Source organism: Streptomyces sp. NPDC000983, from assembly GCF_040299205.1.
Lineage (GTDB): Bacteria > Actinomycetota > Actinomycetes > Streptomycetales > Streptomycetaceae > Streptomyces.
The window spans coordinates 125015-150879 of record NZ_JBEPBM010000010.1; the positions used below are offsets into that span (position 1 = coordinate 125015).

The following is a 25865-nucleotide window of genomic DNA, read 5'->3' on the forward strand; positions in this document are numbered from 1 at the left end:
GTGACGGATGGCCCGGGGTTCAGGCGATAGTGGAGTACGTGACTGCCGTACCTCACCCCCGTACCGAATCCGCGGGACCCGCCCGGGCCGGCCGGCTCAGCCTCGCCGTGGCCCTGCTCTCCGGCGCGCTCGGCGCGGCCGTGGCCCTGCTGGCCACCCGACAGAGCTGGTCGGAGGGCACCGCCACGGTGGCCGGCGGCGGCTTCCCGCTCACCGCGAAGGGCAGCGACGTCACGGGCGTGCCCGCGTCGCTCGCCATAGTGGGCCTCGCCGCGCTCGTCGCCGTCTTCGCCGTACGCCGCCTCGGCCGCATGCTCGTGGCGGGCCTGCTCGCGCTCTCCGGCGCCGGCACCGTCGCCGCCGCGCTGATCGGCGCCGGTGACAGCTCCGCCCTCGACGAGCAGGCCGCCCGCGCCACCGGCGACACCGCCGCCACGGTCGCCGCCCTCAGCCACACCGCCTGGCCGTACGTCGCCGCCGTCGGCGGGGCCCTGATGCTGCTCGCCGGACTGCTCGCCCTGCGCTACGCCCCGGCGTGGCCGGCGATGTCCAGCCGCTACGAGCGCTCGGGCGCGCCCAAGCCCCGCAAGGCGCCCGTCGTGGACCCCGACCGCCCCGAGGACCTCTGGAAGGCCCTCGACCGGGGCGAGGACCCGACCGGCGCGTAGGGGCTGCCGGCGAAGGCCACCCGCGGTCATCACCCGTATGCCCATGCGGGACAATGGAACCGAGCGTCCGGCTCACCGACTTACCCACAGCAACGAGGAGCACGTCATGGCGGGCAGCAGCCACGGTCACACCCCGGCCGCCTGGACCGGTGTCACAATCGCCTTCATCGGGTTCTGCATCGCGGGTGCCTTCATGGTGCTGGCCAGCCCCGCGGGCTTCTGGGCCGGTATGGCCGTCGTGGCCCTCGGTGGCGTCGTCGGCTGGCTGATGAAGGGCATGGGCCTCGGCCAGAAGAACGCCGGCAAGCCCCTGCGCACGAGCGAGCCGGCCACCGTCGAGGGCTGAACCGCGCGGAACGACTCGTCGAGGGGCGGCCCCGGGCCGCCCCTCACGCGTTGTACGGGCACAATGCGAGGCGTGAACAGCGACAGCCGCAGTGCGACCCGGCCCCGCGCCGGCACCGTCCCGGGCCGGCTCGCCGCGCCCGCCGGTGTCCTCGCGGCCGTGGCGGGGGCCTTCGCCTACGTCGGCACCGTGGACCCGCACGAGCCCGGCCACTACCCGGTCTGCCCGCTCCTGCGGTTCACCGGCCTGTACTGCCCCGGCTGCGGCGGACTGCGCAGCGCCCACTCCTTCATCCACGGCGACCTCGCCGCCGCGCTCCAGAGCAACGCGGTGGCCGTACTGGGCTATCTGGGCTTCGCCGCGCTGTGGACCGTCTGGGTGGTCCGCGCGGCGCGCGGACGGCCGCTCCGGCTCGCCCTCGCACCCGCCTGGCTGTGGACGCTCGGCGCGTTGCTGCTGGTCTTCACGGTTGTCCGGAACCTGCCCCTCGGTGACTGGCTGCATCCTTGATCAATCGGTGAACGTCCAGGTAGTGGGACCGCCGTCAACCGGATGCGAGGGCTACGCCCTCCTGCGGATACCATCGCAGTGACCACCCGTTTTCGTCATCGCATCGGGAAGGGGGCCGCTCGCGTGAGTGTGCTCGACGAGATCATCGACGGAGTCCGTGCCGACCTCGCGGAGCGGCAGGCGCGCGTCAGCCTCGACGAACTCAAGGAGCGCGCGGCCAAGGCTCCCGCCGCCAAGGACGGCGTCGCGGCCCTCAAGGGCGACGGCGTCAAGGTGATCTGCGAGGTCAAGCGCTCCAGCCCCTCCAAGGGCGCGCTGGCCGCGATCGCCGACCCGGCCGGACTCGCCGCCGACTACGAGGCGGGCGGCGCGGCCGTCATCTCCGTACTGACCGAGCAGCGGCGCTTCGGCGGCTCCCTCGCCGACCTGGAGGCGGTCCGCGCCCGGGTGGACATCCCCGTGCTGCGCAAGGACTTCATCGTCACCTCGTACCAGCTCTGGGAGGCCCGGGCCTACGGCGCCGACCTCGCGCTGCTGATCGTCGCCGCCCTCGACCAGCCGGCCCTGGAGTCGCTGATCGAGCGCGCGGTCTCCATCGGCCTGACCCCGCTGGTGGAGGTGCACGACGAGGACGAGGTCGAGCGCGCGGTGGACGCCGGCGCCCGGATCATCGGCGTCAACGCGCGCAACCTCAAGACGCTGGAGGTCGACCGCGGCACGTTCGAGCGCGTCGCGCCCGAGATCCCGGCCGACGTCGTCAAGATCGCCGAGTCCGGCGTCCGCGGACCGCACGACCTCATCGCCTACGCCAACGCCGGCGCCGACGCGGTCCTGGTCGGCGAGTCCCTGGTCACCGGCCGCGACCCGAAGTCGGCGGTGGCCGACCTCGTGGCGGCAGGCGAACACCCGGCTCTCCGGCACGGCCGCGGCTGATCACCCGTTAGGCTGACCCCGATGACTCTCACGACGACGACCACGGACCGGTACGCCCGCCTCGCGCGCGGCTGCCGCCCCCGTGGCTGCCGCGCACCCGCCCGCCGGGTCCACGGCCGTCGCGTGCGGTACGTCATCGGCGACGAACCGGGTCAGGTGAACGGCCGCCGATGGCAGCGCGCCCCTTAGGGGCGCGGGGAACTGCGCGACAAGCCACATCGGGCCCGCAGCCAAGAGACGAACCCCGCCCCCACGGCGATTAGGTACTTCCCAAACTCACCGTGAGGTTTCCGCATGCCCAGCGAGTTCTTCATCCCCGACCCCGAGGGCCAAGTACCCAGCACCGAAGGCTACTTCGGCGCATTCGGCGGCAAGTTCATCCCGGAGGCCCTCGTCGCCGCCGTGGACGAGGTCGCCGTCGAGTACGACAAGGCCAAGCACGACCCCGAGTTCGCCCGCGAGCTCGACGAACTCCTCGTCAACTACACCGGCCGCCCCTCGTCGCTGACCGAGGTCCCGCGGTTCGCCGCGCAGGCCGGCGGCGCCCGGATCTTCCTCAAGCGCGAGGACCTGAACCACACCGGCTCGCACAAGATCAACAACGTGCTCGGCCAGGCCCTGCTCACCAAGCGCATGGGCAAGACCCGCGTCATCGCCGAGACCGGCGCCGGCCAGCACGGCGTCGCGACGGCCACCGCCTGCGCCCTGTTCGGCCTCGACTGCACCATCTACATGGGCGAGATCGACACCCGGCGCCAGGCCCTCAACGTGGCCCGGATGCGCATGCTCGGCGCCGAGGTCATCGCCGTGAAGTCCGGCAGCCGCACGCTGAAGGACGCCATCAACGAGGCCTTCCGCGACTGGGTCGCCAACGTCGACCGCACCCACTACCTCTTCGGCACGGTCGCCGGCCCGCACCCCTTCCCGGCCATGGTCCGCGACTTCCACCGGGTCATCGGCGTGGAGGCCCGCCGCCAGCTCCTGGAGCGGGCCGGACGACTGCCCGACGCGGCCGTCGCCTGCGTCGGCGGCGGCTCCAACGCCATCGGCCTCTTCCACGCCTTCATCCCCGACGCCGACGTCCGCCTCATCGGCTGCGAGCCCGCCGGCCACGGCGTCGAGACCGGCGAGCACGCGGCCACCCTGACCGCGGGCGAGCCCGGCATCCTGCACGGCTCCCGCTCCTACGTCCTCCAGGACGACGAGGGCCAGATCACCGAGCCGTACTCGATCTCGGCCGGTCTGGACTACCCCGGCATCGGGCCCGAGCACTCCTACCTCAAGGACAGCGGCCGCGCCGAGTACCGCGCGGTCACCGACGACGCGGCGATGCAGGCCCTGCGCCTGCTGTCGCGCACCGAGGGCATCATCCCGGCGATCGAGAGCGCGCACGCACTCGCCGGCGCCCTGGAGATCGGCCGCGAGCTGGGCCGGGACGGGCTGATCGTGGTCAACCTCTCCGGCCGCGGCGACAAGGACATGGACACCGCCGCCCGCTACTTCGGGCTGTACGACACCGACGCCGAGGTCGCGGCGAACGCCGCCGACACCGCCGAGATCGCGGGGGACGCCAAGTGAGCGGGAACATCCAGCTGCTGTCCGACACCCTCGCCGCCGCCAGGGCGGAGGGCCGCGCCGCGCTCATCGCCTACCTCCCGGCCGGGTTCCCGACCGTGGACGGCGGCATCGAGGCGATCAAGGCCGCCTTCGACGGCGGCGCCGACGTCGTCGAGGTCGGTCTGCCGCACAGCGACCCCGTGCTCGACGGCCCGGTCATCCAGACCGCCGACGACATCGCCCTGCGCGGCGGAGTGCGGATCGCGGACGTGATGCGCACGGTCCGCGAGACCTTCGGGGCCACCGGGAAGCCGGTGCTCGTCATGACCTACTGGAACCCCATCGACCGCTACGGCGTCGAGCGGTTCACCGCCGAGCTGGCCGAGGCGGGCGGCGCCGGGTGCATCCTGCCCGACCTGCCGGTCCAGGAGTCCGAACTGTGGCGGGAGCACGCCGAGAAGCACGGTCTCGCGACCGTCTTCGTGGTGGCGCCCAGCAGCAAGGACGAGCGGCTCGCCCGGATCACCGCGGCGGGCAGCGGCTTCGTCTACGCGGCCTCCCTGATGGGCGTGACCGGGACGCGCGAGTCGGTCGGCACGCAGGCGCAGGCCCTGGTCGAGCGCACCCGGGCCACCGGCAGCGCCCTGCCCGTCTGCGTCGGTCTCGGGGTGTCCAACGCCGTGCAGGCGGCCGAGGTCGCCGGGTTCGCCGACGGCGTCATCGTCGGCTCGGCCTTCGTGAAGCGGATGCTGGACGCGCCGGACGACGCGGCCGGCGTCGAGGCCGTCCGGGAACTCGCCGGGGACCTGGCGAAGGGCGTGCGCGGCCGGGTGTAGCGCGCGGAACATCCTGTTGTCGAACGGGACATTTCACCTCGATCACTCGAACGGGTGGACCTGGGACCGGGGAGGCGCTGGGCGCCTCCCCGGTTCGTTTCCGGGGTGTGAGCGAGAAGAACCGTGAGGGAAAGCGCACCGCCCGGGACCGGATGGCGGCAGAGCGAGAGAAGCAGAAGGCCGCGGAGAAGCGCCGCCGCACGCTGATCGTCGGCGCGAGCGTCGTCTGCGTGCTGGGGCTCGCGGCGGTCATCGGAGTGATCGCCGCCAACGTCGGCAAGGACGACGGCAGCGAATCCGCCGGACCGGTCGTGGCGCCCTCGGGCGCGCAGGGCGAGGACAGCCTGACGATCCCGGCCGGCGAGGAGGACGCCGCCTCGACCCTCGTGGTCTGGGAGGACTTCCGCTGCCCGGCCTGCAAGTCCTTCGAGGACACCTACCGCTCGACGATCCACGAGCTGACCGACGCCGGCCAGCTCAGAGTGGAGTACCGCCTCGCGACGATCATCGACGGCAACCTGGGCGGCTCCGGCTCCCGCAACGCGGCCAACGCGGCGGCCTGTGCCCAGGACGCCGGGAAGTTCGTCGAGTACCACGACGTGCTCTACCAGAACCAGCCCCCCGAGACCGACGACGCCTTCGCGGACAACGACAAGCTCTTCGAACTCGCCGCCAAGGTCGAGGGGCTCGACACCCCCGCGTTCCGCACCTGTGTGGAGGAGGGCACCCACAACAGCTGGGTGGAGAAGTCGAACGACGCCTTCCGCAGCGGTGGCTTCACCGGCACGCCGACCGTCCTGCTCGACGGCAAGAACATCTACCAGGACCAGTCGATGACGCCGCAGAAGCTGAAACAGCGGGTGCAGGAGGCGGCCCAGGGGTGAGGTGCGCGGGCGCGCCCGTTATGGAGCCGTAGCCGGGCCGCCCGACGCGCGCGCCGCCCGGCAGGGTAGCGTCGACCCTGCCATGGAACTTGCCTTCATCCCCAGCCCGTCGCGCGGCGTGATCCACCTCGGCCCCATTCCGCTGCGAGGCTACGCGTTCTGCATCATCATCGGCGTCTTCGTCGCCGTCTGGCTCGGCAACAAGCGGTGGATCGCCCGCGGCGGCCGGGCCGGCACGGTGGCCGACATCGCGGTGTGGGCCGTCCCGTTCGGCCTGATCGGCGGACGCCTCTACCACGTGATCACGGACTACGAGCTGTACTTCAGCGAGGGCCGTGACTGGGTGGACGCCTTCAAGATCTGGGAGGGCGGCCTCGGCATCTGGGGCGCCATCGCGCTCGGCGCGGTGGGCGCCTGGATCGGCTGCCGGCGCCGGGGCATCCCGCTGCCCGCGTACGCCGACGCCGTCGCCCCGGGCATCGCCCTCGCCCAGGCCCTCGGCCGCTGGGGCAACTGGTTCAACCAGGAGCTGTACGGCAAGGCCACCGATCTGCCGTGGGCGGTGGAGATCACCTCCTCCTCCGACGGGCGGGAGCCGGGCACCTACCACCCGACGTTCCTGTACGAGTCGCTGTGGTGCGTCGGTGTCGCGCTGCTCGTCATCTGGGCGGACCGCCGCTTCAAGCTCGGCCACGGGCGGGCGTTCGCGCTGTACGTGGCCTCGTACTGCGCGGGCCGGTTCTGGATCGAGTACATGCGTGTCGACGAGGCCCACCACATCCTGGGTCTGCGGCTGAACAACTGGACCGCCCTGGTGGTGTTCCTGCTGGCGGTGCTGTACATCGTGATCTCCGCGAAGAAGCGGCCGGGCCGCGAAGCGGTGGTGGAGCCGGGAGCCGTCGACTTGGCCGCAGGCGAGGACGGCGAGGACGGCGAGGACGCTGAGAAGGCCGCGACCGACAAGTCTGTGATCGGCAAGGCCGACGACGAGAGCGACGTGGAGCCCGCGGGCGCCGACGATCCGCAGGAGGAGTCCTCCGGCGTGAAGGACGAGGCGACCGACGGGGCGGGGTCGGCCAAGAAGGGCTGACGTTCCCGTACGACGGTCAGGGCGCCCGGGGATTCCCGGGCGCCCTTCGTCGTCCCCTGCTCCCGGCCTCCGTCAGCCGCGGCGGGCGGCGAGGGACAGCGTGCGCTGCGCCGCCACCACCACCGCCGCGTCCACGAAGGTGCCGTCCGCCAGCGCCTGCGCACCCCCGTACGCTGCGGCCGCCTTGACGATCGACTCCGCGCGTTCCAGCTCCTCCCCGGTGGGGAGGTAGGCCCGCTCGATCACCGGGAGCTGGCGCGGGTGGATGGCGGCCCGGCCGAGGAAGCCCAGGGCGCGGCCGTGGGCGCAGCTCGCCGCCAGGCCCGCCAGGTCCCGGACGTCCGCGTGCACCGACTGGGCCGGGGGTGCCAGACCGGCCGCGCGGGCCGCGACGACCACCCGGGAGCGGGGCCAGTCCAGCCCCGTGTCGTCCCGCACGCCCAGGTCGGCCCGCAGGTCCGCCTCGCCGAGGGCGATACCGGTCAGGGCGGGGTGGGCCCGGGCCACGGCGTAGGCGTTCTCGATCGCGAGCGCCGTCTCCAGCAGGGCGTACAGGGGGAGGTCGGTGGCCCGCGCGACCCGCCGCACCTGGTCGGGGGTGCAGACCTTGGACAGCCGCAGGGCGCCGACCCCGGGGAGTCCGGCCAGCGCCCGCAGATCGGCCGGGGCCAGCGGGCCGTCCAGGTCGTTGACCCGGACGTGGACCGGGACCGGCCGGGGCTCGGAGAGGAACTCGGCGGTCGCCGCCCGCGCGTACTCCTTGCGGTCGGGCGCCACCGCGTCCTCCAGGTCGACCACCACCACGTCGGCGCCGGCCAGCAGCGCCTTCGCCATGATCTCGGGGCGGTCGCCGGGGGCGTACAGCCAGGTCAGCGGGGTGGTCATACGGCACCCTCCGAGCGCAGTGCGGTCAGCTCCGCGGGGGTCAGGCCCAGTTCGGTGAGGACCTCGTCGGTGTCGGCGCCGTGCGCGCGGCCCGTCCAGCGGATCGCGCCGGGTGTCGCGGACAGCCGGAACAGGACGTTCTGCATGCGCAGCGGGCCGAGGTCCGGGTCGTCGACCGTGGTGATGGTGCCGAGCGCCTGGTACTGCGGGTCCGTCATCACCTCGCGGACGTCCTGCACCGGGGCGACGGCCGCCTCCGCCTTCTCGAAGGCCGCGATCACCTCCTCGCGGCCCCGCTCGGCGATCCAGCCGCCGACGGCCTCGTCGAGGACGTCGCCGTGCCGCGCCCGGTCGGCGCCGGTGGCGAACCACGGCTCGTCGATCAGCTCCGGCCGGCCGACCAGCCGCATGACCCGCTCCGCCACCGACTGCGCCGAGGTGGAGACGGCGACCCAACCGCCGTCCGCCGTGCGGTAGATGTTGCGCGGGGCGTTGTTGGCGGAGCGGTTGCCGGTGCGCTGCTGGACGTAGCCGAGCTGGTCGTACCAGGTGGGCTGCGGGCCGAGCACCGAGAGCATCGGCTCGATGAGGGAGAGGTCCACTACCTGGCCCTCGCCGGTGCGCTCGCGCGCGGCGAGCGCGGTGAGGACGGCGTACGCCGTGGCCAGGCCCGCGATCGAGTCGGCGAGGCCGAACGGCGGGAGGGTCGGGGGTGCGTCCGGTTCGCCGGTCAGCGCGGCGAATCCGCTCATCGCCTCGGCGAGGGTGCCGAAGCCGGGGCGGTGGGAGTAGGGGCCGAACTGGCCGAAGCCGGTGACCCGGGTGAGGACCAGCCGGGGGTTGACGGCGGACAGCTCGGGCCAGCCCAGGTCCCACTTCTCCAGGGTGCCGGGGCGGAAGTTCTCGATAATCACGTCGGCGGTGGCGGCCAGCCGGAGCAGGGTGGCGCGGCCGCCCGGGGTGGACAGGTTCAGGGTGATGGTCCGCTTGTTGCGGCCCAGGTGCTTCCACCACAGGCCGACGCCGTCCTTCGCCGGGCCGTGGCCGCGGGACGGGTCGGGCTTCGCCGGGTGCTCGATCTTGATGACCTCGGCGCCGAAGTCGCCGAGCGCCGTCGCGGCGAGCGGTCCGGCGAACAGGGTCGCCATGTCCAGGACGCGGAGCCCGCTCAGGGGGGTCTGGTTCATGACGTGTACCGCGCCTCGATCTCGGGGCGGTAGGGCATCGACTCCGACGCCCCGGCGCGCTCCACCGACAGGGAGGCGGCGGCCGCCGCCCAGGCCAGTGCGTCCGGCATCGGACGGCCCTCGGTGATCGCCACCGCGAGCGTGCCGGCGAAGGTGTCACCGGCGCCGGTGGTGTCCGTGGCGGTGACCCGGGGCGCGGGCACGATGACCGGTTCGGCCTCGCGGGTCGCGTACAGGCTGCCCTCGGCGCCGAGGGTGACGACGACCTGCGGGACCCGCTCCAGCAGGGCGAGGGCGGCCGAGCGCGGGTCGGTGCGGCCGGTGAGGGCGGCGGCCTCGTGCTCGTTGGGCAGCAACAGGTCGGTAGCGGCGAGGAGTTCGGGGGGCAGCGGCTGGGCGGGCGCCGGGGTGAGGATGGTGCGGACGCCGTGGGCGCGGGCCGCCTGGGCGCCGGCGAGTACGGCGGCGAGCGGGATCTCCAGCTGGAGCAGCAGGGCGTCGGCGGAGGCGATCAGGCCCTCGTCGCCGGGGACGAGGTGGTCGACGGTGCCGTTGGCGCCGGGGATCACCACGATCGCGTTGCCGCCGTGGTCGTCGACGACGATGTGGGCGGTGCCGGAGGAGCCCTCGGTGGTGCGCAGATGGTCGGTCTCCACGCCGGAGTGCTCCAGCGTCGAGCGCAGCCGGGCGCCGAAGGAGTCGTTGCCGATCGCGCCGATCATGGAGACGGTGGCGCCCGCGCGGGCCGCGGCGACGGCCTGGTTGGCGCCCTTGCCGCCGGGGATCGTACGGAACTCGCGGCCCGTGACCGTCTCCCCGCGCTGGGGGGCCTTCTCCACGAAGGCGACGAGGTCCATGTTGGTGCTGCCGAGTACGGCGATGTGGGTCATGGGCGGAGCGCCTCCCGGTGGGTGAGCTGGGCCAGGGTGTCGAAGCCGATGCCGTCGAAGTCGCCGACCGAGGTCGACAGCCGGTTCTTGAGCGGGGCCGTCCAGTGGTCGCCGAGGGCGTCGGGGTGCCCGGCGAGGAGTCCGGCGACGCTGCCGGCCGTGGCGCCGTTGGAGTCGGTGTCCCAGCCGCCGGAGACGGCGCGGGAGACGGAGGCGGTGAAGTCGCCGTCGGCGTGGGTGAGGGCGGCGGCGATCAGGGCGGTGTTGGGGACGGCGTGCACCCAGTGGTGGGTCGCGGCGTGGGTGGTGTGCAGCGCGTCGACGACCGTGTCGAAGTCGGTGTGTTCCGCGGCGAGTCCTACGGCGTGCCGGACGGCCGCGGCCAGCCGGGAGCTGGGCGGGACGACGTCGAGTCCGGTGCGCAGGCAGGCGTGGACGTCGTGGGTGCCGGTGGCCGCCCGGGCGATGACGGCGGCGACGAACATCGCCGCGTAGACGCCGTTGGCGGTGTGGGAGAGGACGGCGTCGGTGTGGGCCTGCTCGGCGGCGGCCGCCGGGTCGCCGGGGTTGGTCCAGCCGTGCAGGTCGGCGCGGATCAGGGCGCCGATCCACTCGCGGAACGGGTTGCGGTGGTGGGCCGTGCGCGGGGGTTCCAGACCGGACAGGAGGTTGCGGTAGGCGATGCGTTCCGCGGTGAAGGTGCGGCCGGCGGGGAGTTCGGCGAGCCACAGCCCGGCCACGTCCGCGGTGGTGAAGCCGCGGCCGTGGCGCCGGCGCAGCAGCAGGTTGAGGAGCGGGTAGTTGAGGTCGTCGTCCTCGGGCATGCCGTCGATGTTCTCGGCGAGCGAGGTGCCGGCCGAGCGGCGGTTCCAGGGGTGCGCGGCGAGCAGGTCGGCGGGGACGCCCTTGGCGGTGAAGTACCCGGTCGGGGGCCAGTTGCCGGTGGGGGCGGCCAGGGCGCGGATCGCTTCGAGGGGGAGTTTCTCCACCGGCTTGCCCAGCAGGCAGCCCACGGCCCGGCCCAGCCAGGCGGCCTCCAGGGCGGCGGGGCCGGGGGAGGCGGGGCCCTGGGTGGCGGCGCCCGGGGAGGCGTCGGCGGCGGGGCGGGCCGGCCAGTGCGGGCACAGGGCCCTGATCGCGGCGAGGTCCGTCGGTTCGCGGTCCGCCAGTGTGCTGTGCAGGTCGGCCAGTTCGTCCAGCAGGTCCTCGGCGAGGAGCCGGAGGTAGCGGGAGGCCGGCTGGGCGGAGGCGCCGGCCCGTTCGGGGGCGTCGAGTCCGCCGGCCGCCTTCCAGCGTGCGGCGATCCTCGACGGCTCGCGGCCGTCCTGGGCGGCCTGGCGCAGTTCGTGGCCGATCAGGTCCTCCGGCTGGACCCAGGTCAGTCGGAGCATCCTGGGCCTCCGAGCGCGGCGAACGCCGCTTCGTGGGCGCGGTGCCGGCGGACGTCCCGGTCGAAGACCTCGCGGGTCACCCCGGCCAGGGTGCGGGCCGGTTCCCACAGGTCCAGGCGGCTGGCGTCGGCGACCCGCTTCGACCACTCCTCGGGGACCGGGGAGCCCAGGGCGCCGGACAGGGCGCCGGACATGGTGGCGATGGAGTCGCAGTCCCGGCCGTAGTTGACCGAACCGAGCACCGTGCGGCGGTAGTCGCCCGCCGACAGCAGCAACATGCCCAGCGCGACCGGGAGTTCCTCGATCGCGTGCAGCCGGGAGGGGCGGCGGGCGCCCAGCGACGGGGAGCGGTAGTCGGGGCCCACCGTGTCGTAGGGGGCCACCGCCTTGCGCAGCGGGACCAGGGCCGACTCGAACTCGCTGTGCCGGGCGGCGACTTCGCAGACCTTCTCGATCGCCTCGCGGGTGCCGTCCTTGGCCAGCGCCAGACAGGCGGAGATCACCGAGTCCGGGGTGGCGCCGGGTGCGCAGGCCGCCGCGACCGCCGCCGCGAACACACCGGCCGCCTCGCGGCCGTACGAGGACTGGTGGGCGCCGGCGATGTCGAGGGCCTCGGCGTAGGCGGCGGCCGGGTTGGCCGCGTTGACCAGGCCCACGGGCGCCATGTACATCGCGGCACCGCAGTTGACGATGTTCCCGGCGCCGGCCTCCCGGGGGTCGACGTGGCCGTAGTGGATGCGGGCCACCAGCCACTTCTCGGCGAGGAAGACCCGTTGCAGGGGGAGCGCCTCCGCCTCCAGCTCCGGGATCCAGCGGGGCGTGGTCATCAGGTCCGGGACCAGGTGGTCGGCGACGGCGTAGGCGTCGAGGTGGTCGCGGACGGTGGCGTAGACGCGGATCAGCGCGTGCGTCATCAAGGTGTCGTCGGTGACGTGTCCGTCGCCCTTGTGGTACGGCGCGATGGGGCGGGCCGTGCGCCAGGTGTCGCCGTTCCACGGGCCGACGATGCCGTGCACCCGGCCGCCGTGCCGTTCGGCGATCTGCTCGGGGGAGTAGCCCTCGACCGGGCCGCCGAGGGCGTCGCCGACGGCGGCTCCGACGAGTGCCCCCGTGATCCGGTCGTCCAGGCCCGTCTCTGTCCAGTTTTCTGGTGATTTGCTCTTCATGCGCCGCATCATCCTCCTGCCGCGGCCGGTTGTGTGGCTTCGAGGAGTTCGGCGAGTTCCACGAGGTCGGTGCCGGTGAGGCGGGGGAGGGCGCAGCCGGACAGGGTGCGGCAGGCGTCGCGCCAGGACGCGGGGATCGCGGCGCCGCCGCCCAGGGCGCCGGTGAGCGCGCCGGCCAGGGCGGGTGCGGAGTCGGCGACCCGGGAGAGGCAGGCGGCGGCGGGTACGGCCTCGGCGATCCTGCCGTGCGCGGCGATGGTCAGGGCGAGGGCCACGGGGACGGTCTCGGCGGCGGCGATGCCGTAGCTGTAGACGTGGTCGACGATCTGGTGCTCCAGGTGCGGGACGAGTGCGAAGGCGCTGTCGGCGTCGTGGGCGAGGGCCAGGGCGTGGCGGGCGTTGCGGCCGATCTCGGTCGCGGGCGGGAGTTCGGCGAGGGCGGCGGCGACGCAGGTCTCGGGGGTGGCGCCGGTCAGGGCGAGGGCGATCGCCGCGGCCATCGCCCTCGCGCCGTGCACGCCGTCGCCGTCCTGGGTGTAGCGGGCGTCGAACTCGGCGAGTTCCGCGGCGAGTCGGGGGTCGCCGGGGTGGGCGACGGCGAGGACGCAGGCGCGGACGCAGGCGGCGTCGTCGAAGTAGTGCGGGTTGTCGTGGCCGGTGGCGGGCGGGCGCAGGCCGGTCGCCAGGTTGCCGAGACCCGCGCGGACGGAGATGCGGGCGCGCAGGGGGAGTACGGCGGACTCGATCTCTGGGGCGCGGTCCGCCGCGGCCGCGACCTCGCCGGCCATGGCGTTCCAGGTGAGGTCGATCGCCGCGCGCATGCGGCGGTGGCGGCTCAGGTCGCCGAGGACGGTGTCGTCGCCGGCGCGGAGTACTGCCTCGGCGGCGAAGGCCGCCCACTCGGCGTCGTCGGAGGGGCCGAGGAGGAGGGGTTCGGGGGGCTGGTTGAGGGCGATGGGGACGGGGAGGGTGGTGGTGGCGTTCTGTTCGGCGAAGGTGTCGAGTTCGCGGGTGAGGCGGCGGGTCCATTCCGGCATGCGGGCGGCTCTGTGGCGGGCGGCGGGCCAGCCGGCCGCGTCGCCCGCGGCGAGGCCGAGGAGGAGGCCCTCGATGTGGCGGGGGGTCCTTTTGTTCGCCCCCGCCGCCCCTTCCCTTCCCGACATCAGGGGCTGCCGCCCCTTCGGCCCCGCCCAGGGGGCTCCGCCCCCCGGACCCCCGTCGGCCCGAAGGGCCTCGTCCTCAAGCGCCGGACGGGCTGGAGGGGGTGCGGTCTCGTTGTCGGGTGCCGGAGGGGCGGAGACGGGGGCGAGTGTGTTGTCGGGTGTCGGGAGGTGAGGGGTCTCGGCTTCGAGGAGTTGGGCGGCTGGGAAGTGTGTCGTCCCGTCTTCGAGGGGCGGGGAGGTCGGGAGGTGGGGCGCCTCGGCTTCGAGGAGGGGGGAGGTGGGGAGGAGTGTCGTCCCGTCTTCGAGGAGGGGGGAGGCTGGGTGGGGGGTGGGGTCGTCGGTCAGGACGGGGGATGAGTTCAACGGTTCTGGGGTCATGAGGCGGTCTCCGGTGCCGGTGTGCGGTCGCCCGGGGTGAGGAGGTCCGCTACGTCCAGGACGTGGTGGCCCCGCATCGCCGGGAGGCAGGTGCCCCGGGCCGGGCCGATGGCCGCCGCCCAGTCGGCGGGGATGGCGGGGGCGCCCTGGGTCGCGCCGGCGAGGGCGCCCGCGACGGCCGCCGTGGTGTCCGCGTCCCGGCCCATGTTGACGGCCGTCAGCACCGACTGGACGAAGTCGCCGTCGGCCGCCGCGTACGCGCCGAAGGCCAGGGCGACCGCCTCGGGGGCCAGGTCGGTCCAGGGGTAGCCGCCGATGACCACCGCGGAGCGGACCGCGCGTTCGCCGCGGTGGGCCACCGCCACCGCCCGGCGCAGGGAGCGGGCCGTCCAGGAGTCGTCGGGGACCACCGCGAGCGCCGAGGCCACCACCGCGATGGTGGGGGCGCCCGCCATCGCCGCCGCGACGCCCGCCGCCACCGCCTGGCCGCCGTAGATGCCCTCGCCGTCGTGGCTCACCGAGCCGTCGATCGCGACCAGGCGGGCCGCCTCGGCCGGGCGGCCCGCGGCGAACACCCCGAAGGGCGCCGCCCGCATCGCGAGGCCGTCGCTCCAGGCGTGCCGGTGCTGGGCGGAGATGGGGGCCGCGAGGCCCCGCCGCAGGTTCTCCAGGGTGCCGCGCTCGCTGAAGCCGGCGCCGCGGAAGGGCCCCTCGTCCCGGTCGGCGATCCACTCGTGCCAGGCCGCCTCCACATGGGCCGGGGTGAGCGCGGCGCCGTGCCGGGCGAGCAGCAGCCCGGAGAAGATCGCGTACTCCGTGTCGTCGGTGCCGGCCGGGCGGTCCACCACGTACCCAGTGATGCGGCCCCAGCGGGCCCTGATCTCCGACGGCTTCATGTTCTCGGCCGGGGCGCCGAGCGCGTCCCCCACCGCCAGACCGAGGAGCGCGCCGCGCGCCCGGTCGCGGAGTTCGGCGGCGTCCCCCGGCGCCGGGACCGAGGGAATGCAGGCGGTCGATGCCATACGCGGCCTCTCCTCCGGGGGCTCGCGGGGCGCGGAGCCCTTTGCCGCATGTGTGCCACGGGAGGGGCGCGGGAGAGCCTCCCGGGTCCCAGCGTCACCCGGTCGACATCTGTGCAGCCTCCATATCGAATGAGCGCTCGGACGGAAAGCCGCAGGTTAGCCCAGCCTTTCCTTCCTGGCGATGGAGGAATGCGAGGCGTAGATTGATCGTTGTCAAAGAGTGGAACTTGTCCAAAGTTAGCCTTTCCTTAGTTCTAGGGGGACCCCTTTCATGGCGATCATCGAGACCGAGGCCACGCTCCACGAGGCGCACCGCGACAACCACACCCACCGTGATGTCAACGGCGGCTGGCTGCGCCCCGCCGTCTTCGGCGCCATGGACGGGCTCGTCTCCAACCTCGCCCTGATGACCGGGGTCGCCGGCGGGCAGGTCGGACATCAGGCCGTGGTGCTGACCGGACTCGCGGGGCTCGCGGCCGGCGCCTTCTCCATGGCCGCCGGCGAGTACACCTCCGTCGCCTCGCAGCGCGAGCTGGTCGAGGCGGAGCTGGACGTGGAGCGGCGGGAGCTGCGCAAGCACCCCGAGGACGAGGAGGCCGAGCTGGCCGCCCTCTACCGGTCGCGCGGGGTCGAGCCCGCGCTCGCCGCCGAGGTCGCCCGGCAGCTCTCCCGCGATCCGGAGCAGGCGCTGGAGATACACGCCCGCGAGGAACTCGGCATCGACCCGGGCGACCTGCCCTCGCCCGCCGTCGCCGCCGTGTCCTCCTTCGGCGCGTTCGCCCTGGGCGCCCTGCTGCCCGTCCTGCCCTATCTCTTCGGCGCCACCGCGCTGTGGCCCGCCGTGCTGCTCGCCCTCTTCGGGCTCTTCGCCTGCGGTGCGGTCGTGGCCAAGGTGACCGCGCGGAGCTGGTGGTACAGCGGTTTGCGGCAACTTGCCCTGGGTGGTGCCGCCGCCGGTGTGACGTACGCCCTGGGCAGCCTCTTCGGAATCGCCGTAGGATAAGCGGACTGGAACTTATGCGATGGGCCGCATAAGTAACCGTTACTCGCTGGTTTCGAGTGCTGGACCACCGGGCATGAGCCGTAAGCGCTGTGGGCAATGGTGCCTGCCGCGCAGTTGTGCGAGGTGGGCGACGACGTCCCCCTCGCCACCGTCCGACGGGCATCGATCTGACCGATCTCGCCCCACTCGGTCCCCCCTTGACTTTCGGCCGCCGTGCGCGGCCTCGCCGTCACCCCCCGGCGTCCGCATGTTGAAACGGTGTATCCAGTTCCCGAGAACCGCTCCATCATGTAACCTGCACGAAATTTTGATCTCCTAGCAGATCACACACGCAGAGGGCCAACGTCGTCCCTCGGCACCAGCTGAATGCCGAAATGCCACTGACGACGACGGGAGAGCCGATGCGTACGCCGCGCCAGCCGTCCCAGCATTCCGCGAATGGCCAGAACTGGTCGTTCATGGATGCTCGCCCTGCTGCGCAGGGTATGTACGACCCCCGCAACGAGCACGACGCCTGCGGCGTCGGCTTCGTGGCCACCCTCACCGGCGAGGCGAGCCACGCGCTGGTCGAGCAGGCGCTCACGGTTCTGCGCAACCTGGAGCACCGCGGTGCCACCGGCTCCGAGCCCGACTCGGGCGACGGCGCGGGCATCCTGTCCCAGGTTCCGGACACCTTCTTCCGCGCCGTGGCCGGCTTCGAGCTGCCCGCGGCCGGTGCGTACGCCGTCGGCATCGCCTTCCTCCCCGAGGACGGCACCGCGGACGCCGTCTCGCGGATCGAGACGATCGCGGGCGAGGAAGGGCTCACCGTCCTCGGCTGGCGCGAGGTCCCCGTCGCCCCCGAACTGCTCGGTGCCACCGCCCGCTCGACGATGCCGGTCTTCCGGCAGATCTTCGTCGGCGACGGCGCCTCGGAGGGCATCGACCTGGACCGCCGCGCGTTCGTGCTGCGCAAGCGCGCCGAGCGCGAGGTCGGCGTCTACTTCCCGTCGCTGTCGGCCCGCACCATCGTCTACAAGGGCATGCTGACCACCGGCCAGCTGGAGCCCTTCTTCCCGGACCTGTCCGACCGCCGCTTCGCCTCCGCGATCGCGCTCGTGCACTCCCGGTTCTCCACCAACACCTTCCCGTCGTGGCCGCTCGCCCACCCGTACCGGTTCGTCGCCCACAACGGTGAGATCAACACCGTCAAGGGCAACCGCAACTGGATGCGCGCCCGCGAGTCGCAGCTCGTCTCCGACCTGTTCGGCGAGCGCGAGCTGGACCGCATCTTCCCGGTCTGCACCCCCGACGCCTCCGACTCCGCGTCCTTCGACGAGGTCCTCGAACTGCTGCACCTCGGCGGCCGCTCGCTGCCGCACTCCGTGCTGATGATGATCCCGGAGGCGTGGGAGAACCACGACTCCATGGACCCGGCCCGGCGCGCGTTCTACCAGTTCCACTCCACGATGATGGAGCCCTGGGACGGCCCGGCCTGTGTCACCTTCACCGACGGCAAGCAGGTCGGCGCCGTGCTGGACCGCAACGGTCTGCGCCCCGGCCGCTACTGGGTCACCGACGAGGGCCTGGTCGTCCTCGGCTCCGAGGTCGGCGTCCTCGACATCGACCCCGCCAAGGTCGTCCGCAAGGGCCGCCTCCAGCCCGGCCGGATGTTCCTCGTCGACACCGTCGAGCACCGCATCATCGAGGACGACGAGATCAAGGCGCAGCTCGCCGCCGAGGCGCCGTACGCCGAGTGGCTCGAAGCCGGCGAGATCGAGCTGTCCGACCTGCCCGAGCGTGAGCACATCGTGCACACCCACGCCTCGGTCACCCGCCGCCAGCAGACCTTCGGCTACACCGAGGAAGAGCTGCGGATCATCCTCGCGCCGATGGCCAAGGCCGGTGCCGAGCCGATCGGTTCGATGGGCACCGACTCGCCGATCGCCGCGCTGAGCGAGCGCCCGCGCCTGCTCTTCGACTACTTCACCCAGCTGTTCGCGCAGGTCACCAACCCGCCGCTGGACGCCATCCGGGAGGAGCTCGTCACCTCCCTGCGCTCCTCCCTCGGCCCGGCCGGCAACCTGCTCGACCCCACGGCCGCCTCCTGTCGCTCCGTCACCCTGCCCTTCCCGGTGATCGACAACGACGAGCTGGCCAAGCTCATCCACATCAACGCCGACGGCGACATGCCCGGCTTCAAGGCCGCGACCCTCTCCGGCCTGTACCGGGTCTCCGGCGGCGGCGACTCCCTCGCCGCCCGCATCGAGGAGATCTGCGCCGAGGCCGACGCCGCCATCGAGAACGGCGCCCGCCTGATCGTCCTGTCGGACCGGCACTCCGACGCCGAGCACGCGCCGATCCCCTCGCTGCTGCTCACCGCGGCCGTCCACCACCACCTCATCCGCACCAAGCAGCGCACCCACGTGGGCCTGCTGGTCGAGGCCGGCGACGTCCGCGAGGTCCACCACGTCGCCCTGCTCATCGGCTTCGGCGCCGCCGCCGTCAACCCCTACCTGGCGATGGAGTCCGTCGAGGACCTGGTCCGCGCCGGAACCTTCCTGCCCGGCATGGAGCCCGAGCAGGCCATCCGCAACCTGATCTACGCCCTCGGCAAGGGCGTGCTGAAGGTCATGTCGAAGATGGGCATCTCCACCGTCGCCTCCTACCGCGGCGCCCAGGTCTTCGAGGCCGTCGGCCTCGACCAGGGCTTCGTGGAGAAGTACTTCAACGGCACCGCCACCAAGATCGGCGGCGTCGGCATCGACGTCGTCGCCAAGGAGGTCGCCGCCCGCCACGCCAAGGCCTACCCCGCCTCCGGCATCGCCCCGGCGCACCGCGCGCTCGACATCGGCGGCGAGTACCAGTGGCGCCGCGAGGGCGAACCGCACCTGTTCGACCCGGACACCGTCTTCCGCCTCCAGCACTCCACGCGCACCGCGCGCTACGACATCTTCAAGCAGTACACGGACCGGGTGAACGAGCAGTCCGAGCGGCTGATGACGCTCCGCGGCCTGTTCGGCTTCGTCTCCGACCGCCCGTCGATCTCCGTCGACGAGGTCGAGCCGGTCTCCGAGATCGTCAAGCGCTTCTCCACCGGCGCCATGTCGTACGGCTCCATCTCCAAGGAGGCGCACGAGACCCTCGCCATCGCGATGAACCAGCTCGGCGGCAAGTCGAACACCGGTGAGGGCGGCGAGGACCCGGACCGCCTCTACGACCCGGCCCGCCGCTCGTCGATCAAGCAGGTCGCCTCCGGCCGCTTCGGCGTGACCTCCGAGTACCTGGTCAACGCCGACGACATCCAGATCAAGATGGCCCAGGGCGCCAAGCCCGGCGAGGGCGGCCAGCTGCCCGGCCACAAGGTCTACCCGTGGGTCGCCAGGACGCGTCACTCGACGCCGGGCGTGGGCCTCATCTCCCCGCCGCCGCACCACGACATCTACTCCATCGAGGACCTCGCCCAGCTGATCCACGACCTGAAGAACGCGAACCCGCAGGCGCGGATTCACGTGAAGCTGGTCTCCGAGGTCGGCGTCGGCACGGTCGCGGCGGGCGTCTCCAAGGCCCACGCGGACGTGGTCCTCATCTCCGGTCACGACGGCGGCACCGGCGCCTCCCCGCTGACCTCGCTCAAGCACGCCGGCGGCCCCTGGGAGCTCGGCCTCGCCGAGACCCAGCAGACGCTGCTGCTCAACGGCCTGCGCGACCGCATCGTCGTGCAGACCGACGGCCAGCTCAAGACCGGCCGCGACGTCGTCATCGCCGCGCTGCTGGGCGCCGAGGAGTTCGGTTTCGCGACCGCGCCGCTCGTCGTCTCCGGCTGCGTCATGATGCGCGTCTGCCACCTGGACACCTGTCCGGTCGGCATCGCCACCCAGAACCCGACCCTCAGGGACCGGTTCTCCGGCAAGGCCGAGTACGTCGTGAACTTCTTCAAGTTCATCGCCGAGGAGGTCCGCGAGATCCTCGCCGAGCTGGGCTTCCGCTCCATCGAGGAGGCCGTCGGCCACGCCGAGGCCCTCGACGTCACCCGCGCGGTGAACCACTGGAAGGCCCAGGGCCTGGACCTGGCCCCCCTGTTCTACGTGCCCGAGCTGCCCGAGGGCGCGGTCCGCCACCAGATCGTCGAGCAGGACCACGGTCTGGAGAAGGCGCTCGACAACGAGCTGATCAAGCTCGCCGCCGACGCCCTCGCCGCGGACTCCGCCACCGACGCCCAGCCGGTGCGCGCCCAGGTCGCCATCCGCAACATCAACCGCACGGTCGGCACCATGCTCGGCCACGAGGTGACGAAGAAGTTCGGCGGCGCGGGCCTGCCCGACGACACCGTCGACATCACCTTCACCGGCTCGGCCGGCCAGTCCTTCGGCGCCTTCCTGCCGCGCGGCGTCACCCTCCGCCTGGAGGGCGACGCCAACGACTACGTCGGCAAGGGCCTCTCCGGCGGCCGCGTGATCGTCCGCCCGGACCGGGGCGCCGACCACCTCGCCGAGTACTCCACCATCGCCGGCAACACCATCGCCTACGGCGCCACCGGCGGCGAGCTGTTCCTGCGCGGCCGGACCGGCGAACGGTTCTGCGTCCGCAACTCCGGTGCCCTGGTGGTCTCCGAGGGCGTGGGCGACCACGGCTGCGAGTACATGACCGGCGGTCACGCGGTGGTCCTCGGCGAGACGGGCCGCAACTTCGCGGCCGGCATGTCCGGCGGTGTCGCCTACGTCATCGACCTCGACAAGGACAACGTCAACGTCGGCAACCTCGACGCCGTCGAGACCCTCTGCGACGACGACCGCAAGTGGCTGCACGACGTGGTGCGCCGGCACGCCGAGGAGACCGGCTCCACGGTCGCCGAGAAGCTCCTCGCCGACTGGGACGCCTCCGCCGCACGCTTCAGCAAGATCATCCCCAGCACGTACAAGGCAGTGCTCGCCGCCAAGGACGCCGCCGAGCGAGCCGGTCTCACCGAGACCGAGATCACCGAGAAGATGATGGAGGCGGCGACCAATGGCTGATCCCAAGGGCTTTCTCAACCACGGGCGCGAGGTCGCCAAGTCCCGCCCCGTCGGCGAGCGTCTGCGCGACTGGAACGAGGTCTACGTCCCCGGCTCCCTGCTGCCGATCATCAGCAAGCAGGCCAGCCGCTGCATGGACTGCGGCATCCCGTTCTGCCACAACGGCTGTCCGCTCGGGAACCTGATCCCGGAGTGGAACGACTACGCCTACCGCGAGGACTGGGCGGCCGCCTCCGACCGCCTGCACGCGACCAACAACTTCCCGGAGTTCACCGGTCGCCTCTGCCCGGCTCCCTGCGAGTCGGCGTGCGTGCTCGGCATCAACCAGCCGGCCGTCACCATCAAGAACGTCGAGGTCTCGATCATCGACAAGGCGTGGGAGACCGGTGACGTCGCCCCGCAGGCCCCCGAGCGGCTCTCCGGCAAGACGGTCGCCGTCATCGGCTCCGGCCCCGCGGGCCTGGCCGCCGCCCAGCAGCTGACCCGGGCCGGCCACACCGTCGCCGTCTACGAGCGCGCGGACCGCGTCGGCGGCCTGCTCCGCTACGGCATCCCCGAGTTCAAGATGGAGAAGCGGCACATCAACCGCCGTATCGAGCAGATGCGCGCGGAGGGCACCCGCTTCCGGACCGGCATCGAGATCGGCCGCGACCTCAAGGCGACCGACCTCAAGAAGCGCTACGACGCCGTCGTCATCGCCGTCGGCGCCACCACCGCCCGCGACCTGCCCGTCCCCGGCCGCGAACTCAACGGCATCCACCAGGCCATGGAGTACCTGCCGCTGGCCAACAAGGTGCAGGAGGGCGACTACGTCGCCCCGCCGATCACCGCCGAGGGCAAGCACGTCGTCGTCATCGGCGGCGGCGACACCGGCGCCGACTGCGTGGGCACCGCCCACCGCCAGGGCGCGGCCTCGGTGACGCAGCTGGAGATCATGCCCCGCCCGAACGAGGAGCGGAACAACGTCTCCCAGCCGTGGCCGACCTTCCCGATGCTCTACAAGGTCACCTCGGCGCACGAGGAGGGCGGCGAGCGGGTCTACTCCGTCTCCACCACCCACTTCGAGGGCGACGAGGACGGCAACGTCCAGTGGCTGCACCTGTCCGAGGTCGAGTTCGTCGACGGCAGGCTGACCCCGAAGCCGGGCACCGAGCGGAAGATCCCCGCCCAGCTGGTCACCCTCGCCATGGGCTTCACCGGCACCGACCGTGACAACGGCCTGGTCGACCAGTTCGGCCTGGACCTCGACGAGCGCGGCAACGTCGCCCGCGACGCCGAGTTCCAGACCAACGTGCCCGGCGTGTTCGTCGCCGGTGACGCGGGCCGCGGCCAGTCGCTGATCGTGTGGGCCATCGCCGAGGGCCGCTCCGCCGCCCGCGGCGTGGACCGCTTCCTGACCGGCGCCAGCGACCTCCCGGCCCCGATCCGCCCGACCGACAGGTCCCTCATGGTCTGACGGTCCCTCGAGGACCGCTCAGGAAACGTCCCGTACAACGGCGTACGGAACACAGATGGCGTCTGCCCCTTGTCCCCGACCGGACGACCGGGCAGACGCCGTCGCCCTTTCTACGAGGCTTCCAGCCCTTCGAACGTCACCGTCGCGTCCTCGGTGTACGCCCCCACCCTCCCCGCCAGATACGGGCGTTCGGTGTCGGTGAACTCCACCAGCCGCTCCCCGTCCACCGTCACCGTCACCGACGCCCCGCGCTGCTCCACCCGCACCCCGTGCCGGTCCCCGACCTCGTACCGCTGGTGCCCGGTGGCGAGGAACCGCTGACCCCCCGGATACGCCGGATCCCGCTTGCCCAGCTCCCACCCGTTGGGCTTGAGGGTGACGTAGTAGAAGTGCTCCGGGTCGGTGTACGCCCACACCAGCCACGGCACCTCCCACGGGTTGGGGTGCGGGGTGCGCAACTGCTCCACCGTCCGCATCCGGGCCGTCAGGCGGACGTCCCCGTACGACCGGGTGCTCACCACCAGCCCCGCGTGGGTGGTGCCCGGATCCCGGGCGGCCCTCGGCGACAGGGACAGGGTGTCGTCGTCGCCCGAGTTGGTGCCGTGCCCGTTGAACACCGACAGCCAGGGGCCGTGCACCGAACCGTCCGCCCACGGCTTCACGGCCGGTGCCGGGGCGGGTGAGCCGTTGTGGCCGAGGGCGATCCAGAGCACCCCGGCGAGCGCCGCCGCCGCCACGACAACGGTGCGGACGCCACGCCGGGAGTGCTGGTTCACAGGGCCGAGTATGGCGTTCAGACCGTCGCGTCCACCGGGACATCGGCCGCGAAGTCCTCGGCCAGCTGAGCCAGTACCCGGTCCGCGGCCTTCCCGTCGCCGAACGGGTTGCCCGCGCCCGCCATCCGCCGGTACAGCGCGGTGTCGTCGAGGAGTTCCCCGGCGGCCCGCACGATGACCTCCGGGTCGGTGCCGATCAGCCGGGCCGCGCCCGCCTCCACCGCCTCCGGCCGCTCGGTCGTGGTCCGCAGCACCAGGGCCGGCTTGCCCAGGCTCGGGGCCTCCTCCTGGATGCCGCCGGAGTCCGTGAGCACCAGGTCGCACCCGGCGAGCGTGGCCGCGAAGTCCAGGTAGTCCAGCGGCTCCACCAGCGAGATGCCGTCCTGGCCGTCGAGTTCGGGCAGCAGCGCCTCCCGCACCGCCGGGCTCTTGTGCAGCGGCAGCACGATCTCCACGTCCCCCCGCCCGGCCAGCCGGGCCAGCGCCCGGCCCATCCCGCGCATCCGGTCGCCCTGGTTCTCCCGCCGGTGCAGGGTGACCAGGATCCGCCGGGCCCGGGTGCGGAACGCGCACGCGCCGGTGCCCTCGGCGAGCACCCACAGCAGGTTGTCGATGACGGTGTTGCCGGTGACGAACACCTTCTCCTCGGGCACGCCCTCGTCGGTCAGATGCCGTGCCGAGCGCGGGGTCGGGGCGAAGTGCCAGCGGGCGATACGGCCGATCAGGCTGCGGTTGAGCTCCTCGGGGAAGGGGTTGTCGATGACACCGGTGCGCAGCCCCGCCTCGACGTGGGCGACCGGGACCCGCTCGTAGAACGCGGCGAGCGCCCCGGCCAGCGCGGTCGTGGTGTCCCCCTGGACCACCACCAGGTCCGGCCGCTGCGCCCGCATCACCTCCCCCAGCTCCGCGACCAGCCGGGCGGTCAGGTCGGACAGCTGCTGGCGGCTGCGCATCACGTCGAGCGCGATCCGGTTGCCGACACCGAGCAGGCCGAGCATCTGGTGGAGCATCTCCCGGTGCTGGCCGGTGGTGACGACGACCGGCTCGAAGCGCTCGTCGGCGGCCATGGACCGGGCCACCGGCGCGAGTTTGATCGCTTCGGGCCGGGTGCCGAGCACCAGCATGGTGCGCACGGGCATCACGGACGGAGATGTGGACATGGCAAGCCCCCCTCGGGCGTGCGCGGCCGCGGTGCCGCGCGGAAAAGGGTGAGAGATGAGAGTCGAGCGGGTACGGACGCGCCGGTCCTCAGGTGCGAGCGGTCTTCAGCCAGGTCCGCTTGCCGGTGAGCATCCGCCAGAAGCCCCACCAGCCGGCGGCGAACCAGATGTAGCCGTAGAAGACGAAGACGTGCGCGAGCAGCACCGAGCGCACCAGACCGAGGTCACGCTCGCGCCGTGCGTAGACGTATCCGTAGGCGTAGGCGGCGGTGAACGACAGCAGGTACGGGCCGAGCAGCCACATCGGCGACACCAGCGGCTGTCCCTGCTGGACCGAGGCCACGGTGGTGGCCCCCAGGGCGACGAGGAAGGACAGCGGAAGCAGCGAGGTGAGCAGGATCAGCACCGGGCTGGACAGGTGGTACAGCAGGTCCAGCGCCGGACGCGTCGGCACGTCCCGCAGGATGAGCGGGACCAGTCCGGCCGACTGCAGATGGCCCTGGAACCAGCGTGAGCGCTGGCGGATCAGCCTGCGCAGGCTCAGCACGGCCTGCTGGGAGACCGAGGCGGTGGTGCAGTGCTGGTTGGTCCAGCCCTTGGCGATCAGCCGGACCCCGAGGTCGAGGTCCTCGGTGAGGCTGTCGCTCCACGGGCCGTCCCCGCCCAGGGTGTCGAGCGCGGACAGCCGCATGAACTGGCCGTTGCCGCCCATGCCCACGCTGCCGATGAACCGGCGCGCGCTCTGGAACACGTCGCCGTAGACGACGAACTCCATGTCCTGCATCCGGGCGAGCAGCCCCTGGCGGCGGTTGTACATCCGGACGCAGACCTGCACCGCGCCGGTGCGGGGGTCGTCGAAATACGGGTCCACCGACTGCACCACATGCGGGTCGAGGCGCCCGTCGGCGTCCACCACGCACAGCACGACATCGGCGGGATCGCGGCCGGCGAGCAGCCCCGACTCCCTGAGATGGCGCACTCCGTCATTGAGCGCCGCCCCTTTGCCCCGGCGCGCGTTCGGCAGTGTGCGCCGGTGCACCCGGACCCGGTCGGGGTCGGCGGCCAGCGCGATGTCGGCGGTGCGGTCCTCGGAGCCGTCGTCGATGACCAGCGCCATGAAATTCCCGGCGGGCAGCGAGGTGATACGCGCGAGGCTTTCGGAAAGAACTCGCTCCTCGTTCAGGCAGGCGAGCAGGAATATGTAGAAGCGTTCTCTCCGGTCCGTGCGAACACGGCGAATTCTGCGTCGGGAGAGAAGGAAAAGACTTGTGTTGTAACAGCCGGCCAGCACGATCAGGCTCGCGCTCGCCCACAGCAGAAGATCAACGATCATGGCCACCACCGGCGCTGACCTGCGCTTTCCTTGTCTGCCTGCGCAGGTGCGTCCGGGTTATGAGTATGAGGCAGGCGGTCAGGCAGTAGAGCAGGAATCCGGCACCGGCCGTCGCCTGCAGAGCTTTGGCCAATGGTAGGCCCGGTATCGCTTCCGGCGCGGCCATGGCCCCGGCCATGGGCAGCAGAGCCCCCAGGGCGGGTCGTCCGTACATTTTCCCCCCACATTTCACAGCGC

Annotated in this window: 22 protein-coding genes; 12 read left to right on the forward strand and 10 right to left on the reverse strand. The window is 72.6% G+C overall.

The features are described 5' to 3' along the window. Window positions 1–29: 29 nt before the first annotated feature. The 9 genes from ABT296_RS14150 (at window position 30) to lgt (ending at window position 6824) form a co-directional block, all read left to right on the forward strand. The gene (locus tag ABT296_RS14150) at window positions 30–668 is read left to right on the forward strand and encodes a TIGR02234 family membrane protein (protein ID WP_351926805.1); all 639 of its coding nucleotides are present in this window, start codon (window positions 30–32) and stop codon (window positions 666–668) included. Window positions 669–774: 106 nt separating this feature from the next. After that, window positions 775–1014, forward strand: a complete 240-nt coding sequence (locus ABT296_RS14155; protein ID WP_351926807.1) for an HGxxPAAW family protein — start codon at window positions 775–777, stop codon at window positions 1012–1014. Window positions 1015–1077: 63 nt separating this feature from the next. Continuing rightward, window positions 1078–1524 carry a DUF2752 domain-containing protein gene (locus ABT296_RS14160; RefSeq protein ID WP_351926809.1) on the forward strand — a complete coding sequence of 149 codons (447 nt, stop codon included), beginning with the start codon at window positions 1078–1080 and terminating at the stop codon, window positions 1522–1524. Between the two features lie 123 nt (window positions 1525–1647). Then, entirely contained in the window at window positions 1648–2457 is an 810-nt protein-coding gene (gene trpC, locus ABT296_RS14165; protein ID WP_351926811.1) for an indole-3-glycerol phosphate synthase TrpC, read from the forward strand. Between the two features lie 21 nt (window positions 2458–2478). Further along, window positions 2479–2646: a tryptophan biosynthesis modulator TrpM gene (trpM, locus tag ABT296_RS14170; RefSeq protein WP_351926813.1), complete on the forward strand. Its 168-nt coding sequence runs from the start codon at window positions 2479–2481 to the stop codon at window positions 2644–2646. A 105-nt stretch (window positions 2647–2751) separates the two neighbouring features. Further along, window positions 2752–4035 carry a tryptophan synthase subunit beta gene (gene trpB, locus ABT296_RS14175; RefSeq protein ID WP_351926815.1) on the forward strand — a complete coding sequence of 428 codons (1284 nt, stop codon included), beginning with the start codon at window positions 2752–2754 and terminating at the stop codon, window positions 4033–4035. Next, window positions 4032–4850 (forward strand): tryptophan synthase subunit alpha, encoded by an 819-nt coding sequence (gene trpA, locus ABT296_RS14180; protein WP_351926816.1) that lies wholly within the window; start codon window positions 4032–4034, stop codon window positions 4848–4850. Before trpB ends, trpA begins: the two co-directional genes overlap by 4 nt. Window positions 4851–4957: 107 nt before the next feature. After that, window positions 4958–5734, forward strand: a complete 777-nt coding sequence (locus ABT296_RS14185; RefSeq protein WP_351926818.1) for a DsbA family protein — start codon at window positions 4958–4960, stop codon at window positions 5732–5734. Between the two features lie 82 nt (window positions 5735–5816). Continuing rightward, window positions 5817–6824, forward strand: coding sequence for a prolipoprotein diacylglyceryl transferase (gene lgt / locus ABT296_RS14190; protein ID WP_351926820.1), 1008 nt, complete (start codon window positions 5817–5819; stop codon window positions 6822–6824). Between the two features lie 72 nt (window positions 6825–6896). Here lgt and ABT296_RS14195 read toward each other — a convergent pair whose 3' ends face one another. The 7 genes from ABT296_RS14195 to ABT296_RS14225 all read right to left on the reverse strand — a co-directional run bounded on the left by ABT296_RS14195 (window position 6897) and on the right by ABT296_RS14225 (window position 14906). Continuing rightward, complete coding sequence (locus tag ABT296_RS14195) at window positions 6897–7709, reverse strand: HpcH/HpaI aldolase/citrate lyase family protein (protein ID WP_351926822.1); 813 nt, start codon at window positions 7707–7709, stop codon at window positions 6897–6899. Beyond that, window positions 7706–8896, reverse strand: a complete 1191-nt coding sequence (locus ABT296_RS14200; RefSeq protein WP_351926824.1) for a CaiB/BaiF CoA transferase family protein — start codon at window positions 8894–8896, stop codon at window positions 7706–7708. The genes ABT296_RS14195 and ABT296_RS14200 overlap by 4 nt, the downstream gene beginning before the upstream one ends. Beyond that, window positions 8893–9786, reverse strand: coding sequence for a ribokinase (rbsK, locus tag ABT296_RS14205; protein WP_351926826.1), 894 nt, complete (start codon window positions 9784–9786; stop codon window positions 8893–8895). The genes ABT296_RS14200 and rbsK overlap by 4 nt, the downstream gene beginning before the upstream one ends. Next, entirely contained in the window at window positions 9783–11177 is a 1395-nt protein-coding gene (locus ABT296_RS14210; protein ID WP_351926828.1) for an ADP-ribosylglycohydrolase family protein, read from the reverse strand. Before ABT296_RS14210 ends, rbsK begins: the two co-directional genes overlap by 4 nt. Beyond that, on the reverse strand, window positions 11165–12343 hold the full coding sequence (locus ABT296_RS14215; RefSeq protein ID WP_351926830.1) for an ADP-ribosylglycohydrolase family protein: 1179 nt from the start codon (window positions 12341–12343) through the stop codon (window positions 11165–11167). The genes ABT296_RS14210 and ABT296_RS14215 overlap by 13 nt, the downstream gene beginning before the upstream one ends. A gap of 8 nt (window positions 12344–12351) precedes the next feature. After that, complete coding sequence (locus ABT296_RS14220; protein WP_351926832.1) at window positions 12352–13506, reverse strand: ADP-ribosylglycohydrolase family protein; 1155 nt, start codon at window positions 13504–13506, stop codon at window positions 12352–12354. Between the two features lie 374 nt (window positions 13507–13880). After that, on the reverse strand, window positions 13881–14906 hold the full coding sequence (locus ABT296_RS14225; RefSeq protein WP_351926834.1) for an ADP-ribosylglycohydrolase family protein: 1026 nt from the start codon (window positions 14904–14906) through the stop codon (window positions 13881–13883). A gap of 271 nt (window positions 14907–15177) precedes the next feature. Between ABT296_RS14225 and ABT296_RS14230 the strand changes: the two genes are divergently transcribed. From ABT296_RS14230 to ABT296_RS14240, 3 genes are all read left to right on the forward strand, one after another. Next, entirely contained in the window at window positions 15178–15909 is a 732-nt protein-coding gene (locus ABT296_RS14230; RefSeq protein ID WP_351926836.1) for a VIT1/CCC1 transporter family protein, read from the forward strand. Window positions 15910–16310: 401 nt separating this feature from the next. Next, on the forward strand, window positions 16311–20903 hold the full coding sequence (gltB, locus tag ABT296_RS14235; RefSeq protein ID WP_351926838.1) for a glutamate synthase large subunit: 4593 nt from the start codon (window positions 16311–16313) through the stop codon (window positions 20901–20903). Continuing rightward, window positions 20896–22359 (forward strand): glutamate synthase subunit beta, encoded by a 1464-nt coding sequence (locus tag ABT296_RS14240; protein WP_351926840.1) that lies wholly within the window; start codon window positions 20896–20898, stop codon window positions 22357–22359. The genes gltB and ABT296_RS14240 overlap by 8 nt, the downstream gene beginning before the upstream one ends. Before the next feature lie 110 nt (window positions 22360–22469). Here ABT296_RS14240 and ABT296_RS14245 read toward each other — a convergent pair whose 3' ends face one another. The 3 genes from ABT296_RS14245 to ABT296_RS14255 form a co-directional block, all read right to left on the reverse strand. After that, window positions 22470–23135 (reverse strand): LamG domain-containing protein, encoded by a 666-nt coding sequence (locus ABT296_RS14245; protein ID WP_351926842.1) that lies wholly within the window; start codon window positions 23133–23135, stop codon window positions 22470–22472. 17 nt (window positions 23136–23152) lie between these two features. Next, window positions 23153–24295, reverse strand: a complete 1143-nt coding sequence (gene wecB / locus ABT296_RS14250) for a non-hydrolyzing UDP-N-acetylglucosamine 2-epimerase (RefSeq protein ID WP_351926844.1) — start codon at window positions 24293–24295, stop codon at window positions 23153–23155. Window positions 24296–24383: 88 nt separating this feature from the next. Beyond that, complete coding sequence (locus ABT296_RS14255; protein ID WP_351926846.1) at window positions 24384–25628, reverse strand: glycosyltransferase family 2 protein; 1245 nt, start codon at window positions 25626–25628, stop codon at window positions 24384–24386. Window positions 25629–25865: the final 237 nt, after the last annotated feature.

What these genes read in the sequence shown, in the direction of transcription:
- ABT296_RS14220 (WP_351926832.1), bottom strand. Translation starts at nt 13,506, where the DNA reads ATGTCGGGAAGGGAAGGGGCGGCGGGGGCGAACAAAAGGACCCCCCGC.
- ABT296_RS14195 (WP_351926822.1), bottom strand. Translation starts at nt 7,709, where the DNA reads ATGACCACCCCGCTGACCTGGCTGTACGCCCCCGGCGACCGCCCCGAG.
- ABT296_RS14230 (WP_351926836.1), top strand. Translation starts at nt 15,178, where the DNA reads ATGGCGATCATCGAGACCGAGGCCACGCTCCACGAGGCGCACCGCGAC.
- ABT296_RS14255 (WP_351926846.1), bottom strand. Translation starts at nt 25,628, where the DNA reads ATGATCGTTGATCTTCTGCTGTGGGCGAGCGCGAGCCTGATCGTGCTG.
- ABT296_RS14225 (WP_351926834.1), bottom strand. Translation starts at nt 14,906, where the DNA reads ATGGCATCGACCGCCTGCATTCCCTCGGTCCCGGCGCCGGGGGACGCC.
- rbsK (WP_351926826.1), bottom strand. Translation starts at nt 9,786, where the DNA reads ATGACCCACATCGCCGTACTCGGCAGCACCAACATGGACCTCGTCGCC.
- ABT296_RS14160 (WP_351926809.1), top strand. Translation starts at nt 1,078, where the DNA reads ATGCGAGGCGTGAACAGCGACAGCCGCAGTGCGACCCGGCCCCGCGCC.
- ABT296_RS14240 (WP_351926840.1), top strand. Translation starts at nt 20,896, where the DNA reads ATGGCTGATCCCAAGGGCTTTCTCAACCACGGGCGCGAGGTCGCCAAG.
- trpM (WP_351926813.1), top strand. Translation starts at nt 2,479, where the DNA reads ATGACTCTCACGACGACGACCACGGACCGGTACGCCCGCCTCGCGCGC.
- ABT296_RS14200 (WP_351926824.1), bottom strand. Translation starts at nt 8,896, where the DNA reads ATGAACCAGACCCCCCTGAGCGGGCTCCGCGTCCTGGACATGGCGACC.
- lgt (WP_351926820.1), top strand. Translation starts at nt 5,817, where the DNA reads ATGGAACTTGCCTTCATCCCCAGCCCGTCGCGCGGCGTGATCCACCTC.
- wecB (WP_351926844.1), bottom strand. Translation starts at nt 24,295, where the DNA reads ATGTCCACATCTCCGTCCGTGATGCCCGTGCGCACCATGCTGGTGCTC.
- ABT296_RS14210 (WP_351926828.1), bottom strand. Translation starts at nt 11,177, where the DNA reads ATGCTCCGACTGACCTGGGTCCAGCCGGAGGACCTGATCGGCCACGAA.
- trpB (WP_351926815.1), top strand. Translation starts at nt 2,752, where the DNA reads ATGCCCAGCGAGTTCTTCATCCCCGACCCCGAGGGCCAAGTACCCAGC.
- ABT296_RS14155 (WP_351926807.1), top strand. Translation starts at nt 775, where the DNA reads ATGGCGGGCAGCAGCCACGGTCACACCCCGGCCGCCTGGACCGGTGTC.
- gltB (WP_351926838.1), top strand. Translation starts at nt 16,311, where the DNA reads ATGCGTACGCCGCGCCAGCCGTCCCAGCATTCCGCGAATGGCCAGAAC.
- ABT296_RS14215 (WP_351926830.1), bottom strand. Translation starts at nt 12,343, where the DNA reads ATGAAGAGCAAATCACCAGAAAACTGGACAGAGACGGGCCTGGACGAC.